Raw genomic sequence first — 15,064 nt, 5'->3', positions numbered from 1 at the left:
CCATGCTCGAAGTCAACGGCCGCCGCTACGCCCAGCCGCGCCAGCCCACCGTGATCGTCTGCGTCGACGGCTGCGAACCCGACTACCTGGCCCAGGCCGTGGCCGGCGGCCACATGCCGTGGATGCAACGCACGCTGGCCAGAGGCACGGCCCTGGTGGCCGACTGCGTCGTGCCCACCTTCACCAACCCCAACAACCTGAGCATCGTCACCGGCGCGCCGCCCAGCGTGCATGGCATCTGCGGCAACTACCTCTACGACGTGGAGAGCGGCACCGAGGTGATGATGAACGACCCCAAGTGGCTGCGCGCGCCCACCATCCTGGCCGCGCTCTCGAAGGCCGGCCGCCGCTGCGCCGTCGTCACCGCCAAGGACAAGCTGCGCCTGCTGCTGGGCAAGGGCATGGCGCCGGGCAGCATCTGCTTCTCGTCGGAGAAGGCCGACACCGCCAACCTGGCCGAGCACGGCGTAGCGGACGTGCTGGCGCTGGTGGGCCTGCCGCTGCCCGATGTCTACAGCGCGGCGCTGTCGGAATTCGTCTTCGCCGCCGGCGTGGCCCTGATGAGCCGGCCCGCGGCCACGCGGCCCGAAGTGATGTACCTCTCGACCACCGACTACGTGCAGCACAAGAGCGCCCCCGGCATGGCCGGCGCCAACGCCTTCTACGCCATGATGGACCGCCACCTCGCGGCGCTGGACGAGATCGGCTGCGTCATCGCGCTCACCGCCGACCACGGCATGAACGCCAAGACCTGGATGGACGGCAGGCCCGACGTGGTCTACCTGCAGGACCATCTCGACGCCTGGCTGGGCAGCGGCCGCGCCCGCACCATCCTGCCCATCACCGACCCCTACGTCGTGCACCACGGCGCGCTCGGCTCCTATGCCACGGTCTACCTGCCGGCCGAGGAAGTGACCCGCACCGCGGAGCGCCTCGCCGCGCTGCGCGGCATAGAGCGCGTACTGACGCGCGAGCAGGCCGCCGCCGCCTTCGAGCTGCCGGCCGACCGCATCGGCGACCTGGTGGTGGTGTCCGAGCGCTCCACCGTCATCGGCACCGCCGCCGCCCGCCACGACCTCGGCGCGCTGGAGGTGCCGCTGCGCAGCCACGGCGGCATCTCCGAACAGCGCGTGCCGCTGATCGTCAACCGCCCCATCGCCGGGCTCGAGACCGGGCGCCGCTGGCGCAACTTCGATGCCTTCGAGCTGGCGCTCAACCGCGCGCAGTAAACCGCCATGCTCAACGAAGCCCTGCGCATCGCCGGCGAGAAAATCGGCGCCGGCCGCGAGCCCGCGATCAACGTCCACAACCCCTACACCGGCACCCTCGTCGGCCGCGTGCCCAAGGCCACGCTGGAAGAGGTGAAGCTGGCCTACGAAACGGCGCGCGCCTGCAAGCCCACGCTGTCGCGCTTCGAGCGCGCCGCCATCCTGCAGCGCGCCGCGGCCCTGGTGCGCGAGCGTGTGGAGGCCATCGCGGCCCTCATCACCAGCGAATCGGGCCTGTGCCTCAAGGACACGCGCTACGAGGCCGGGCGCGTGGCCGATGTGCTGATGTTCGGCGCCAACGAGTGCCTGCGCGACGACGCCCAGACCTTCGCCTGCGACATCACCCCCCACGGCCGCAAGCGCCGCGTCCACACGCTGCGCGAACCGCTGCTGGGCGTGATCACCGCCATCACGCCCTTCAACCACCCGATGAACCAGGTCGCGCACAAGGTGGTGCCGGCAGTGGCCACCAACAACCGCGTCGTGCTCAAACCGAGCGAGAAGGTGCCGCTGTCGGCGCTGGCCTTCGCCGACCTGCTCTACGAGGCCGGCCTGCCGCCGGCCATGCTGCAGGTGATCACCGGCGACCCGCGCGAGATTGCCGACGAGATGATCACGAACCCGGCGGTCGAGCTCGTCACCTTCACCGGCGGCGTGGCCATCGGCAAGCACATCGCGGCGCGCAGCGGCTACCGCCGCCTGGTGCTGGAGCTGGGCGGCAATGATCCGATCATCGTGATGGAAGACGCTGATCTCGACGAGGCCAGCTCGCTGGCGGTGCAAGGCTCGTACAAGAACTCGGGCCAGCGCTGCACGGCCGTCAAGCGCATGCTGGTGCACGAGGCCGTGCGCCAGCGCTTCACCGACCTGGTGGTCGACAAGACGCGCGCCTGGCGCCACGGCGACCCCGCCCACCCCGACACCGAGATGGGCACCGTCATCGACGAGGCCGCGGCGCGGCAGTTCGAGGCGCGCGTGGACGAAGCCCTGGCCCAGGGCGCGCGCCTGCTCGCCGGCCACCGCCGCGAGGGTGCGTTTTTCGCGCCGACGGTGATAGACCGCGTGGACCCGGCCATGACCGTGGTGCGCGAAGAGACCTTCGGCCCCGTCTCGCCCATCATCGGTTTCTCGAACATCGACGAGGCCATTCGCATCAGCAACGGCACGGCCTACGGCCTCAGCTCGGCCGTGTGTACCAACCGGCTCGACTACATCAACCGCTTCGTCGCCGAGCTGCAGGTGGGCACGGTGAACGTGCGCGAGGTGCCCGGCTACCGGCTCGAGCTGACGCCCTTCGGCGGCCTCAAGGATTCCGGCCTGGGCTGCAAGGAAGGCGTGCAGGAAGCCATGAAGCTCTACACCCATCTCAAGACCTACAGCCTGCCCTGGACCTGAGCATGCACCGCCTGCAGGACATCGAGAGCGCCTTCGCCCGCCGCGGCGGCGAGCAATACGCCGGCGAGCCGGTGACCCAGCTCGAGCACGCGTTGCAGACCGCGGCCCTGGCCGAGGCCGACGGCGCCGACGACGAGCTCGTCACCGCCTGCCTGCTGCACGACCTCGGCCATCTGCTGCGCGACCTGGGCGCCACGCCCACGCTGCGCGGCCTGGATGATCGCCACCAGTACGCCGCCCTGCCGCTGCTGCAAGGCCTGTTCGGCGAGCGCGTGCTGGGCGGCATCCGCCTGCACGTCGACGCCAAGCGCTACCTCTGCGCCACGCGGCCCGGCTACGTGGCCGCACTGTCACCCGATTCGCAGCGCAGCCTGGCGCTGCAGGGCGGCGTCTACAGCGCCGCCCAGGCGGCCGGGTTCATCGCCCAGACCGGGGCCGAGTCGGCCGTGCGCCTGCGCCTGTGGGACGACGCAGCCAAGGTCGCTGGCGCCGCCACCCCTCCGCTGTCGCACTTCCTGGCCCGCGCCCGGCGCTGCGCCCTGTCTTGAGCCTCAGCGGCCCCGTCCTGCTCGCCGTGCTGTGCGGCGCCGCGCTGCACGCGGGCTGGAACGCGCTCGTCAAGTCGTCGGGCGACAAGGCGGCCGACACCGCGCTGCTCAACTTCTGCGCCGCGCTGCTGGCCTTGCCGCTGGTGCTGGCCTGGGGCCTGCCCAAGCCGGAGAGCTGGCCCTACATCCTGGCCTCGCTGGTGGTCCACATCGGCTACTACATCGCCCTGGCCGGCGCCTACGAGCACGGCGAGCTGGGCATGACCTATCCCATCATGCGTGGCGCCGCGCCGCTGCTGGTGGCCCTGGCCAGCGGCCACTTCATCGGCGAGGCGCCCTCGGCCGCGGCCTGGCTGGGCATCGTCGGCATCACCGGCGGCGTGGCCCTGGTCGGGCTCGCGCATCCGGGCGAGGCCCTGCACCACGGCAAGGCCCTGGCCTATGCGCTGGCCAATGCCGCCATCATCGCCGCCTACACGCTGATCGACGGCCTCGGCGCCCGCATCTCGGGCGACGCCCTGCGCTATGTGATGCTGCTCTTCGTGCTCGACGGCCTGACCTACCCGGTGGGCGTGTGGTGGAGCCGGCGCGGCCCGCGGCGGCAGCAACTGCTGGCCTATGCGCGCGGACGCTGGCCCAAGGCGGCGCTGGGCGGTGCGGCCTCCATCGGCAGCTATGCCATCGCACTGTGGGCCATGACCCAGGCCCCGGTGGCCAGCGTCGCCGCACTGCGCGAGACCTCGGTGCTGTTCGCGGCCCTGCTGGGCTGCTGGCTGCTGAAGGAACGCTTCGGCCTGCAGCGCGCCATCGGCACGCTGGTGGTGGTGGTGGGAGTGATGGCGCTGCGGCTGGGCTAACGGGACGCAGGACCGAGCCTGTCTCGCAGGCGAGGGCTGAGCCGCGGCCGGCTTCAGCCGGCGCGGCGGCGGCGCAGGCCGGTGGCGACGACGCCCAGGCCGGCCAGCAGCAGCGCCCAGCTGGCGGGCTCAGGCACCGGCGCAGCAACGGCCTCGAAGCTCAGGCTCATCTGGTTCTGCAGCTGGCCGGTGATGGCGGCGCCACGCCCACCCACGGCGCTGAGCGTGAGGCTGCCGCCGCTGAAGGCCAGGCTGTTGAAGTTGGGCACAGGCAGACGCAGGGTGGCCGAGAAGTAGCCGGTCTCGAAGACACCCGGCACGGCGCTGGTGACGGTCTTGGTGAGCGCACCGGCCAAGGGCCTGACCGGCCCGCCATCGACGGCAACGAGGCCGGCACCGGAGATGGCGGTAAGGCCGCCGAACTCAACGTAGGTGATGTTGCCGATGAAGGCTTCCACCAGCCCGCCCAGGCGCCAGCCCGGCTTGGCCGTGACGGTGACGGCCGGCAGCGTGAAGGTGGCCGTCACCTGCTGGTCGATGGTGGCCACGTTCAGCGCCGTCGGCACCGACCAGCCAAAACCCAGCGCGGCAGCGCCCGAACCAAAGCTGAAGGACGGGTTGCCGAAGACCGTGGTCTCGTCCCAGGTCAGGGTGTAGGCCGGGTGGCTGTCATCGGTAACGGTGGCCGAGGCCTTGCCGGCCATGCCGACGGTGGCAAGAGTCGCTAGCAGCGCCGCAAAAGTCTGGACGAATCTCATCTTGTATCCCTGAGGGCCTGCCAGCCACACCCCTGTGTGCCCGGCCGGCCGCGAAGGGGCGCATCTTGGCCCGGGCCCCTTTTTCGCACATCCCCGATAAACAGGGGAAGGCCTGGGGGGAATCGGCGAATCGTGACGCAAATCACGGCCCGGCGCACAGGCGCTAGCATGGCCGTCATGGTTTCCACCGATTCCGCCCCTTTCGCCGGTCGCGCCCAGACCCCCGGCGAGGAGATCGCCAATGCGCTGAGCCACGGCCTCGGCCTGCTGCTGGCGTTGGCGGCGTTGCCGGTGCTGGTGACGCTGGCGGTGCAGCGCGGCGGCGCGGCCGACATCACCGCCGCCGCGGTCTTCGGCGCCACCATGGCGCTGCTCTATGCCGTGTCCATGCTCTACCACGCGCTGCCGGCCGGACGCGCCAAGCAATGGTTCCAGCGCCTGGACCACGCCGCCATCTATGTCTTCATCGCCGGCAGCTACACGCCCTTCGTGCTGGGCGCACTGCGCGGCGGCTGGGGCTGGTCGCTGTTCGGCATCGTCTGGGGCCTGGCCGTGCTGGGTGTGGCGGCCAAGCTCTTCAACCTGCTGCGCCATCCGCTGTGGTCAACCGCGCTCTATGTCGCGATGGGCTGGGTGGTGGTGATCGCCGCCGTGCCCCTGGCGCAGCGCATGCCGGGTCCGGCCCTGGCCTGGCTGGTGGCCGGCGGCCTGGCCTACACGCTGGGCGCGGTGGTCTTCGTCTTCGACAACCGCCTGCGTTATGCCCACTTCGCCTTTCACCTGTTCGTGATGGGCGGCAGCGCCTGCCACTTCATGGCGGCGCTGGGGCAGTTCGGCCTGGCTCCCTAGAGGCCGGCGGCGGCATCGATGGCCGCGGCCACCGCATGGGCCGAGCGCACCGCGCTCTCCAGCAGCGGCACGCCGGCCTCGGCGTAGGAGCCGCACAGCCAGACGCGCCGCCCCGGCTTCGCCCGCAGCCGCTGCAGCGTGGCCAGCGCGCGCTGGCTGGCGGCGTCGACCAGCGGACGCTCGAAGCGGGCGCGCGAGATCACGCGGTCGGCACGCGGTTCGCGCTGCGGCTGCACGGTCTGGAAGACGTCTGCCGCATCGCGCAGGCCCGGCTGCACCGCATTGACCCAGATCGTCGCCTCGGGGCTGTCCAGTCCGGGCAGGACACGCGCATTGACGGCCGACCAGTCGCCCCGCTGGCGCGGCATCAGCGCGGCGTCGCGGTGCATCACGACCTCCAGCGCGCGGTGGCGGAAGGCCGCCAGCGCCGCCGCCTCGGCCGGCGGCGCGCCCTGCCAAAGCGCCAGCGCCTGGTGGGCCTGGGTCGCGAGCACGACGTGGTCGAAGGCCTCGTCCTGGCCGTCGGCCTGCCTCACCTGCACGCCACAGTCATCGGCGCGCAGCGCCTGCACCTCGGCGCCGCACTGTACGCGCGTGATGCCGGCCACCAGCCGTGCCGCCACCTCGTCGGCGCCCAGCACGGCGCGGCGCACGCTCTGGTGGGCCACGCCGGCGGCCAGGTAGCCCGCCACCACCGCGGCCGGGTAGGCCAGGGCGTCGGCGTGGGTGCAGGTGGCGATGGTGGCCCAGGTCGGCAGCAGCAGGCCGTCGACGAAGGCCGGCGCCAGGCCGTGGCGGGTGACGAAATCGCCCAGGCTCAGCCCGTTCAGCTCGTCGCGCGCCAGCGCCAGCCGCGCCAGACCGCGAAAGGCCAGCGCGCCGGCGGCGATGCGGCGGGCGCGCGAGGTGAGCAAATCCTGCGGCAGCACATAGGGCCAGGCCTGCGCGCCCATGCCGAGGATGCGCCAGCGGAAATAGGCTCGGCCGTCGGCGCCACAGAAGGTGGCGGCGTAGCTCACCGGCTCGCTGGCCACGCCCAGGGCCTGGTACAGGCGCACCAGGGTCGGGTAGTAGCCGGGATAGAAGACGCGCAGCGGCACGTCCACGCGCGGCGCGCCAGCGCTGCCATCCACCGCCACCGAACTGGCGACGAAGCCCGGCCGCGCATGGCGCTCGAGCAGGGTGACGCGGTGGCGCGGCGACAGCAGCCAGGCAGCGCACAGGCCGGCCAGGCCGCCGCCGATGACGGCGATCTTCATCGCCTCAGATTAACAGCCGCCGGCGCGACGACAATCGCGGCCTGCACTGCGCAGATGCAACCGCTCTCTATGCTGCCCGAATCGACACCCGAAGACACCGCCGCCGCGACGCCCCTGTCCGAGCCGGCCACGCCGCCCGTGGCCGTGGCCGCCACCGAGCCCGCTGAGGCCGCTGAGCCCGACACGGCCGCGAGCGAGGCCGCAAGCACCGAGGCGGTCGAAGTGGCTGCGGCCGCCCTGGCCGAGCCGGCCGACGCCGCAAACGCCGACGCTGCAGAAGCCGCCGCGGTAGCCGCGGGGGAAGCCGAAGCCGCCGGCGACGCCCCGGCGGACATCGGCCCCGCCGCAACCCCGCCGCCGCCCGACCTGCCACCGGCCGCCTGCGCAGCCAGGCTGGCCGAGCTGTTTCCGGCCCTCTTCGGTGCCGACCGCGCGCTGCCGGTCAAGCTGCGCATCCAGGCCGACATCCAGCAGCGCGCGCCCGGCCTCTTCAACCGCCGCACGCTCTCGGTCTTCCTGCACCGCCACACCACCAGCAACGCCTATCTGCGCGCGATGGTGCAGGCGACGCAGCGCCACGACCTCGACGGCCAGCCGGCCGGCGAGCTGAGCGACGAGCACCGCACCGCCGCCACCGCCGAGCTGGAACGGCGCCGCGCCATCGTCGAGGCCCGCCGCGCCGCAGAACGTGAAGCCCAGCGCGAGGCCCGCCACCTGGCCGCACGCAGCGCCGCACCCCGGCGCGAGCCGGGGCCGCCGCCCAGCCCCGAGGAGATCGAGCGCCGCGAGCGCGCCCAGCTGCTGCGCGCCTTCGAGACCAGCACGCTCACGCGCGCCAACTTCTGCACCCTCAAGGGCCTGGACGAAGCCACGCTGGAGGCCCGCCTGGCGCAGGCCCGCCAGGAGCGCGCCGAGCGCCCGCCGCAGATCGACCCGCGCGCCGACCCGCGCGGGCCGCGCCCCGAAGGTGGCCGTCCGCCCCGGCGTGACGGAGCACCGCGGCGGCGCCGCCACGGTCAGCCGCAAGGGCCGCGCGAGGCCTAGACTCGGCCCTCGCCGCCGCCGCGTCCCCTTTCCGGATGCCTGTCTTCCGCGGCGCTGAACACGGAGCCTGAGCATGACCGCTGCCGCCGCCCGACCCGCGGGCCTGGAACCCGCGCCCCTGGACGAGCTGGTGCGCCGCGCACGGCTGCTGCTGGTCGACCCCGACCCGGCCCGCGCCGCCGGCCTGGCCGCAGCGCTGGGTGGCGAGTACCAGATCGAGGTCGCGGCCGCGTCGCCGGTCAGGCTGGGCGACGCCGGCGCGGCGGCGCCCGACCTGGTGCTGCTGGCGGCCGAGATCGAGGGCGGCGCCGCCGCCGAGTGCCGCCGCCTGCGGGCCCGCCCCGAGAGCACCGAGACGCCGCTGCTCGTCATCACCGAGCGCGGCGACGAGACGGCGCAGATCGACGCACTCGACGCCGGCGCCGCCGACTTCCTGTCCAGGCCCATCCACCCCCGTGTGCTGCGCGCCCGCGTCGGCGCCCAGGTCACGCTCAAGCGCCAGGCCGACCTGCTGCGCGACTGGGTCTTCGTCGACGAACTCACCGGCGTGTGCAACCGCCGCTATTTCGACGAGCGACTGGCCTGCGAATGGGCGCGCGCCGTGCGCGTGGGCGCCCAGCTGGGCCTGCTGCGCATCGACCTCGATGCCTTCAACCGCTACAACCAGGACCACGGCCCGGCCCTGGGCGACGAGTGCCTGCGCCGCGTCGCGACCCTGCTGCGCACCAGCCTCAAGCGCCCGGGCGACCTGGTGGCGCGCTTCAGCGGCGGCCAGTTCGTCTGCCTGCTGCCCGACACCGATGTCGAGGGCGGCCTCGACCTCGCCCACCGCCTGGGCCTGGCGGTGCGCGCGCTGGGCATCGACCACCCCGGCTCGGGCGTGGCGCCGGAGCTCACCGTCAGCATGGGCCTGGCCACCAAGCCGGTGGACGTGGTCGGCAGCGTGGCCCTGCTGCTGCGCGAATCCTCGGCCCAGCTGCAGGTGGCCAAGTCGCGCGGGCGCAACCAGTCCTGCGGCGCCGAGCTGGAAGACCTCTGACCCGACGGATTCGGATTCGACCGGACAACCAGGCGGGCCGCCGAAGACAGTGCTCTTTCGCACGGCGAGGCGGCCCAACGGCGTCAGGCAGTCGAAGGCGAATCCGTCTCAAACGTCGAGCGGGTAGCCCAGCTCGATGTCGCACACCGCCTGGCCGCCGCGCACGGCGATGTTCTCGGCGCTCATCTCGTGCAGGCGGATCAGCACGCAGGCCGGCGGCACGCCCAGGGCCTGCAGGCGCTCGCAGATGGCACGGTAGAGGCGGCGCTTGGCCGCCAGGCTGCGCCCGGGCAGGACGTGGATGCTGACGTTGGTCAGGCGCGTGGGGTCGGGGCAGTCGGGCCGGCCCATGAAGCGGTGCGGCGCGTGGACGAGCAGCGTCACATTGCGGTTGGCCGGCGCGATGCGGAAGGCCTCGACCAGGGCCTCGTGTACCGACTCCATCAAGGCCTCTTCTTCGGCCGGCGTGTAGGGCCGGCAGACCTCGATCACGCAGCTCGGCATGCGGGGCTCAGACGCCGTCTTCCTTGAAGACCTCGCGTGCAGTGCGGAAGCTGTCCATCGCCGCCGGCACGCCGCAGTAGATGGCGGTCTGCATGAAGACCTCGCGGATCTCTTCCTTGCTGACGCCGTTGCGCAAGGCGCCGCGCACATGCAGGCGCAGCTCGTGCGGGCGGTTCAGCGCCGTCAGCATGGCCAGGTTGAGCAGGCTGCGCGTGCGCCGGTCCAGGCCGGGGCGGTTCCAGATGTCGCCCCAGGCGTACTGGGTGGTGTGCTCCTGCAGCGGCCGGGTGAAGTCGTCGGCATTGGCGATGGCGGCGTCGACATACTCGGCGCCCAGCACCTCGCGGCGCGTCTTCAACCCCTGGTCGAATAAATCCTGGTTCATGGCTCGTTCCGTGGTCGCGGCGACCGCAGTTTACGAGCCCGCCGGGCTTCAGGCCCGGGGCGCGCTGGCCTGGGCCATGGGCGCCGACACCTGCTCCACCTGGGCCAGGTGATCGACGCTGCCCAGCATGGCCAGGGTCAGCGCGGCGGCGAGTGCGAGGGCCAGGGTGCGGGAGGTCAGCGTCATGGTGGGCTCCGTGGTGGTGGGGCGATGGGTCGATGGCAGGCAGTGTCGGCAGGGCCAGCCCAGGGCGCGAGCCCGATGCGACCAGGGCGCTGCGGCGCGGCATGAAGTGCTGCAAAGGCCGACGAACGGCCGCGCTCTAAACTGACGCCCTAGCTGGCTCCGCCCCTTGAACCCCCAACCCGACACCGTGCCCCCGGCCCAGGCCCTTCTCGACGCCCTGGCCAGCGCAAGCGCGGCGCTGGCGCTGGCCGACGGCGAAGGCCGCCTGCTCTGGCGCACGGCGCGCTTCGCGGCGCTGTTCCCGGCCACGGATCTGCGCGCACTGTGGGGCGCCGGGCCGCTGGCGGCCGGCCGCATCGAGGTGGCGGCCACCGGCGCCGAGGCCGGAGCCTGGCGGCTGCAGCTGAATGCAGCGCCCGGCGGCGGCTGGATGGCGAGCGCCGAACCGCTGGCCGCGCTGCGCGCCGCCGAGGCCCGTGCCCAACGCCTGCAGGAAAGGCTGGACATGGTGCAGGAGTTCGCCGACACCGGCGTCTTCGAGCGCGACGCCGACACGATGGAAGGCGGCTGGGACCGCCACATGTACCGCATCTGGGGCCTGCCCGAACCGGCGCCGGGCGAGGCGGCACCGCCCTACGCGCAGGTCGAGGAAATGGTCTTTCCGGAGGACCGCCGCCGCGACGACTTCATCGCCACGCTGGACACGCCGGGCCCGCACGCGCAGCGCTTGTGCATGCGCCGGCCCGATGGCCGCGTGCGCCATCTCTACACGCAGTGGCAGGTCTTCCACGACGCCCAGGGTCGGCCACGGCGCGTGCTGGGCATCAACACCGACGACACCGAGGTCTACGAGCTGGCCAACCGCGCCGAGCAGCTGCGCACCGAGCTGGACGTGGCGCTCAAGCTCGGCCACATCGCGCTGTGGCGGCACGATCTGGCCAGCGACCTCGTTTTCGTCGACGAGCACGGCAGCCACATCATCGGCATCCCTTTCCGCCCCGAGGGCCAGCTGCCGTCGCAGGCGCGCGCCCACCTCCACCCCGAGGACATGGCGGCCGTGCTGCGCTCCTTCGACCACACGCTGCGCAGCGGCGAGCCCAGCGACATGGAGCTGCGTTACGCCCGCCCCGGCGGCGGCTGGCGCCATGTGCTGATGCGCCGCGCGCTGCAGCGCGACGCCGGCGGCAAGCCCATGGGCTTCGTCGGCGTGATGCTGGACGTGAGCGAGCGCGTCGAAGACAGCCGGCGCGCGCTCGATTACGCGCGCCGGCTCGAGGCCGCCGCCGAGGCCGCCCGGGTCGGCCTGTGGTCGACCCGGCTCGACGCCGCCAGGCCGAGCTGGAACCGCCGCATGTTCGAGCTGCTGGGCCTGCCCGCCGACGCGGGCGCCCTGCCGCTGCGCGCCTGGCTGCGCCGGTGCGTGTATGCGGCCGACCGCGCCCAGGTGCGCGCCGGTATCCGCGCCTGGCGGCGGCGCGGTCGCGGCGAGGGCGAGCTCGAGTTCCGCATCGTGCGGGTGAGCGACGGCGCCGTGCGCTGGCTGGTGGTGCGCGGTCGCCTCGATGAGGCGGGTGACAAGGCCGGCGAAGCCCCCGGCCTGCGCGCCGAGGGCGTGGCCATCGACACCACCGAGCAGCAGCAGACGCTGCGCCAGCTGCGCCAGACGGTCGAGCGCATGACGCTGGCCTCACAGGCCCTGGGCCTGGGCACCTGGACCGCCATCCAGGGCCGCGACGGCGGTGACTGGGACGCGCAGATGTTCCGACTGCGCGGCGTCGAGGCCGCGGCCGGCCACGTCAGCAACGAAGACATCGCCGCCTTCCTGCACCCCGAGGACCGCGCCCCGGTGATGGCCAAGCAGATCGCCTGGCTGCGCGATGACCAGCCCTGGCACCACGTCTTCCGCGTCGTCTGGCCCGACGGCCAGGCGCGCTGGATCACCTCGCACTCGGTGCCGCTGCACGACGAGCAGGGCCGCCACGAGGGCCGCATCGGCGTCAACTGGGACAGCACCGAGGTCCATCTGTCGGCGCTGGCGGTGCGCGAGCGCGAGGTCGCGGTGGCCGAGAGCCAGGCCAAGTCGCAGGCCATGTCGCGCATCAGCCACGAGCTGCGCACGCCGCTCAACGCGATGCTGGGCTTCACCCAGCTGCTGCGCGCCACCGGCGACAGCGCCGACCGCGCCACCCGGGCCGAATGGCTGGCCCATGTCGAGGACGCCGGCGTACACCTGCTGGCGCTGATCGACGACGTGCTCGAACTTTCGCGCGCCGAGGTTGGCGAGCTGCGCATGGACCGCCAGGCGGTGGCCTGCGCCGAGATCGCCGACGCCGCGCTGCCGCTGGTGGCGGCCGCGGCGCAGGAGCGCGCCATCACGCTGCGCCTCGGCCCGCTGGCCGGGCGCGTGCTGGCCGACCCGGTGCGGCTGCGCCAGGTGCTGATCAACCTGCTGTCCAACGCCATCAAGTACAACCGCCGCGGTGGCGAGGTCAGGCTGTGGAGCGAGGCTGCGGACAACCGCATCTCGCTTCATGTGGCCGACACCGGCATCGGCATTGCGCCCGAGCGCCTGCGCCACGCCTTCGAGCCCTTCAACCGCCTGGGCGCCGAGGCCAGCGGGGTCGAGGGCAGCGGCATCGGCCTGTCCATCGTCAAGGTGCTGGTCGAGCACATGGGTGGCCGCGTCGAGGCGCGCAGCGCGCTCGGCCAGGGCAGCGAGTTCATCGTCCACCTCGACGCCGCGTCTACCGCCGCACCTTCGGCCAGCTTCACGGCGCGCACGCCGGCCGCACCGCCGGCCTGTGCCGCGGCGCCCCAGGCGCGCGTGCTCTACATCGAGGACAACCCGGTCAATGCGCTGCTGGTGCGCGAGATGCTCGCGCACCGGCCGGCGGTGCTGCTGGAAGTGGCGGTAGACGGCAACAGCGGCCTGGCCAGCGCGCGCCGTTTGCGGCCCGACCTGATGCTGGTGGACATGCAGCTGCCCGACATCGACGGCCATGCCGTGCTGCGCGCGCTGTGCGCCGACCCGCTGACGGCCGGCATCCGCTGCGTCGCGCTCTCGGCCAATGCGACGCCGGGCGACATCACCTTCGCGCTGGCCGCCGGCTTCATCGACTACTGGACCAAGCCGATCGAGTTCCAGCGCTTCCTGGCCGGCATCGATGCGTTGCTGGCCCCGCACGACTAAGAGGTGGAGAGGCCCCGCAGCATGTCAGCCGGCACCGAATCCGTTCCCGTCATCGTCCACGCCATCCAGCTCGCGGTGGCGCCGGTCTTCCTGCTCACCGGCGTGGCCTCGCTGCTGGCGGTGATGGCCAACCGGCTGGCGCGCATCATCGACCGCGCCCGCCATTTCGAACAGGCCTGGCAGGCGCTGGACGAGGCCGGCCGCAGCGCCGCGCGCACGGAGCTGGGCAAGCTCGACCGGCGTCGCCACCTGGCCAGCTGGGCCATCAACTTCAGCACCTCGGCGGCGCTGCTGGTATGCCTGGTGGTGACGACGCTGTTCGCCGACGCCTTCTTCGCCACCGACCTGAAATGGCTGGCCGGCGTGCTGTTCAGCGCCGCCATGCTGGCCCTGATCGCCGGGCTGGCCAGCTTTCTGCGCGAGGTTTATGTGGCCACCGAAACGGTGCGCTTCAACTATCCGGGGGAGCCGCGTTGAGCGCCATGGCCGAGACGCTGGCGGTGATCGACTTCGAGACCACCGGCAGCGCGCCGGGCCAGGGTGCGCGCGCCACCGAGATCGCCGCCGTCTTGCTGCAGGAGGGCCGCGTCGTCGGCCGCTTCCAGAGCCTGATGAACAGCGGCGCCTGGGTGCCGCCCTTCATCGAGCAGCTCACCGGCATCAGCAATGCCATGCTGCGCGACGCGCCGCCGGCGCACGCGGTGATGCGCGAGGTGCTGCAGTTCACGCGCGGCTGCCCGCTGGTGGCGCACAACGCCGCCTTCGACCGCGGCTTCTGGCAGGCCGAGGCGGCGCGCGCCGGCTGCGAGAGCGATCCGGCGCACGATTTCGCCTGCACGCTGCTGCTGTCGCGGCGCCTGTACCCGCAGGCGCCCAACCACCGCCTGGGCACGCTGGCGGCCTGGCACGCCCTGCCCGACGCCGGCCGCGCCCACCGCGCCCTGGCCGATGCCGAAACCGCAGCCCAGCTGCTGCTGCGCCTGCAGCAGGACCTGGCCGAGCGCTGCGCCGAGGCGCTGGACGGCCGCGCGGTGACGCACGCGCTGCTGCGCCAGGTGCAGCGCGCACCCATCGCACGCTGGGAACGGGCGCTGGCCTGCGCCTGAGCGCTTCACGGCACACTGCGGGCCGCGGTGAAGGCACTTCAAGACCGGGGACAGGCATGGGCGATGGCGTGAACGACAGGCAAGAGGCCACAAGTACAGGGCGGCGCAGCCTGCTGATGGCGGCTGCCGCGCTGGCGCTGCCCGCCGCGGCGCGCGCCAAGACGCCGGGTGAGGTGGAGATCGGCCAGACCCTGCGCGAGGCCCAGCTCGACGGGCTCAACGGCAAGCCACGCCCGCTCACTTCATTCCGCGGCAAGCCGCTCATCATCAATGTCTGGGCCAGCTGGTGCGGGCCCTGCCGCGCCGAGATGGCCTCGCTCGAACGCCTGGCCTGGAGCGGCCAGGCCGGCCAGGCCCAGCTGATCGGCATCTCCACCGACGACTACCGCGACAAGGCCCTGGCCTGGCTCAAGGCCTCCAACGCCACCATCAGCCACTACATCGACCACCGGCTCGAGCTGGAGAACATGCTGGGCGCCAGCCAGCTGCCGCTGACGATACTGGTCGACGCCCGCGGCCGCGTGCTGGCCAAGGTCTATGGCGCCCAGGAGTGGGATTCGCCGGCGGCGGTGCAGATGATCACGCGCAGCTTCGGCGGCCAGGGCGATGGCAAGGGCGGCAGCAAGACCAGCAGCAAGACCAGCGACAAGGGCACGCCGGCGCGCTGAAGCGCCGC

General features: G+C 72.7%; 16 protein-coding genes. 11 read left to right on the top strand and 5 right to left on the bottom strand.

Annotated elements, in window-relative coordinates; translation table 11 throughout:
• Positions 1 to 2 precede the first annotated feature (2 nt).
• The 4 genes from phnA to JMV16_RS15445 are packed head-to-tail and all read left to right on the top strand — an operon-like array spanning position 3 to position 4,068.
• Positions 3 to 1,229: a phosphonoacetate hydrolase gene (gene phnA, locus JMV16_RS15460; protein ID WP_201495170.1), complete on the top strand. Its 1,227-nt coding sequence runs from the start codon at positions 3 to 5 to the stop codon at positions 1,227 to 1,229.
• A gap of 6 nt (positions 1,230 to 1,235) precedes the next feature.
• Positions 1,236 to 2,663 carry a phosphonoacetaldehyde dehydrogenase gene (phnY, locus tag JMV16_RS15455; protein ID WP_201495169.1) on the top strand — a complete coding sequence of 476 codons (1,428 nt, stop codon included), beginning with the start codon at positions 1,236 to 1,238 and terminating at the stop codon, positions 2,661 to 2,663.
• 2 nt (positions 2,664 to 2,665) lie between these two features.
• Positions 2,666 to 3,211 carry a phosphonate degradation HD-domain oxygenase gene (locus JMV16_RS15450; protein WP_201495168.1) on the top strand — a complete coding sequence of 182 codons (546 nt, stop codon included), beginning with the start codon at positions 2,666 to 2,668 and terminating at the stop codon, positions 3,209 to 3,211.
• Positions 3,208 to 4,068: an EamA family transporter gene (locus JMV16_RS15445; RefSeq protein WP_236580535.1), complete on the top strand. Its 861-nt coding sequence runs from the start codon at positions 3,208 to 3,210 to the stop codon at positions 4,066 to 4,068. Before JMV16_RS15450 ends, JMV16_RS15445 begins: the two co-directional genes overlap by 4 nt.
• 53 nt (positions 4,069 to 4,121) lie before the next feature.
• Here JMV16_RS15445 and JMV16_RS15440 read toward each other — a convergent pair whose 3' ends face one another.
• Entirely contained in the window at positions 4,122 to 4,826 is a 705-nt protein-coding gene (locus tag JMV16_RS15440; protein ID WP_236580534.1) for a PEPxxWA-CTERM sorting domain-containing protein, read from the bottom strand.
• Positions 4,827 to 4,994: 168 nt separating this feature from the next.
• Here JMV16_RS15440 and trhA point away from each other — a divergent pair, with 168 nt between their 5' ends.
• Positions 4,995 to 5,675 (top strand): PAQR family membrane homeostasis protein TrhA, encoded by a 681-nt coding sequence (trhA, locus tag JMV16_RS15435; protein WP_411565037.1) that lies wholly within the window; start codon positions 4,995 to 4,997, stop codon positions 5,673 to 5,675.
• Here trhA and JMV16_RS15430 read toward each other — a convergent pair.
• Positions 5,672 to 6,934: an FAD-dependent oxidoreductase gene (locus tag JMV16_RS15430; RefSeq protein ID WP_201495167.1), complete on the bottom strand. Its 1,263-nt coding sequence runs from the start codon at positions 6,932 to 6,934 to the stop codon at positions 5,672 to 5,674. The two genes, trhA and JMV16_RS15430, sit on opposite strands and share 4 nt — an antisense overlap.
• Positions 6,935 to 6,988: 54 nt before the next feature.
• Here JMV16_RS15430 and JMV16_RS15425 point away from each other — a divergent pair, with 54 nt between their 5' ends.
• Positions 6,989 to 7,978 carry a ProQ/FINO family protein gene (locus JMV16_RS15425; protein ID WP_236580533.1) on the top strand — a complete coding sequence of 330 codons (990 nt, stop codon included), beginning with the start codon at positions 6,989 to 6,991 and terminating at the stop codon, positions 7,976 to 7,978.
• 73 nt (positions 7,979 to 8,051) lie between these two features.
• The gene (locus tag JMV16_RS15420; protein WP_201495166.1) at positions 8,052 to 9,017 is read left to right on the top strand and encodes a diguanylate cyclase domain-containing protein; all 966 of its coding nucleotides are present in this window, start codon (positions 8,052 to 8,054) and stop codon (positions 9,015 to 9,017) included.
• 108 nt (positions 9,018 to 9,125) lie between these two features.
• Here JMV16_RS15420 and JMV16_RS15415 read toward each other — a convergent pair whose 3' ends face one another.
• Genes JMV16_RS15415 through JMV16_RS15405 form a run of 3 tightly spaced genes read right to left on the bottom strand, consistent with a single transcriptional unit; the run spans position 9,126 to position 10,092 of the window.
• Positions 9,126 to 9,521 (bottom strand): tautomerase family protein, encoded by a 396-nt coding sequence (locus JMV16_RS15415; protein WP_201495165.1) that lies wholly within the window; start codon positions 9,519 to 9,521, stop codon positions 9,126 to 9,128.
• A 7-nt stretch (positions 9,522 to 9,528) separates the two neighbouring features.
• Entirely contained in the window at positions 9,529 to 9,906 is a 378-nt protein-coding gene (gene pcaC, locus JMV16_RS15410; protein WP_201495164.1) for a 4-carboxymuconolactone decarboxylase, read from the bottom strand.
• Between the two features lie 48 nt (positions 9,907 to 9,954).
• On the bottom strand, positions 9,955 to 10,092 hold the full coding sequence (locus tag JMV16_RS15405; RefSeq protein WP_201495163.1) for a hypothetical protein: 138 nt from the start codon (positions 10,090 to 10,092) through the stop codon (positions 9,955 to 9,957).
• A gap of 166 nt (positions 10,093 to 10,258) precedes the next feature.
• On the opposite strand from JMV16_RS15405, the gene JMV16_RS15400 reads away from it, so the two are divergent.
• From JMV16_RS15400 to JMV16_RS15385, 4 genes are all read left to right on the top strand, one after another.
• Entirely contained in the window at positions 10,259 to 13,282 is a 3,024-nt protein-coding gene (locus JMV16_RS15400) for a PAS domain-containing hybrid sensor histidine kinase/response regulator (RefSeq protein ID WP_201495162.1), read from the top strand.
• Positions 13,283 to 13,303: 21 nt separating this feature from the next.
• A complete protein-coding gene (locus tag JMV16_RS15395) occupies positions 13,304 to 13,759 on the top strand; it encodes a DUF2721 domain-containing protein (protein WP_201495161.1) in 456 nt (151 codons plus the stop codon).
• Positions 13,760 to 13,764: 5 nt separating this feature from the next.
• A complete protein-coding gene (locus tag JMV16_RS15390) occupies positions 13,765 to 14,388 on the top strand; it encodes a PolC-type DNA polymerase III (RefSeq protein ID WP_201495231.1) in 624 nt (207 codons plus the stop codon).
• 68 nt (positions 14,389 to 14,456) lie between these two features.
• Positions 14,457 to 15,056 (top strand): TlpA family protein disulfide reductase, encoded by a 600-nt coding sequence (locus JMV16_RS15385; protein WP_236580532.1) that lies wholly within the window; start codon positions 14,457 to 14,459, stop codon positions 15,054 to 15,056.
• The last annotated feature ends 8 nt before the right edge of the window (positions 15,057 to 15,064 follow it).

Source organism: Rubrivivax sp. A210, from assembly GCF_904426505.1.
Taxonomy (GTDB): Bacteria; Pseudomonadota; Gammaproteobacteria; order Burkholderiales; family Burkholderiaceae_C; genus Rubrivivax.
The sequence above is the reverse complement of the archived record's forward strand: the minus strand, read 5'-3'. Positions and strand labels throughout refer to the sequence as shown.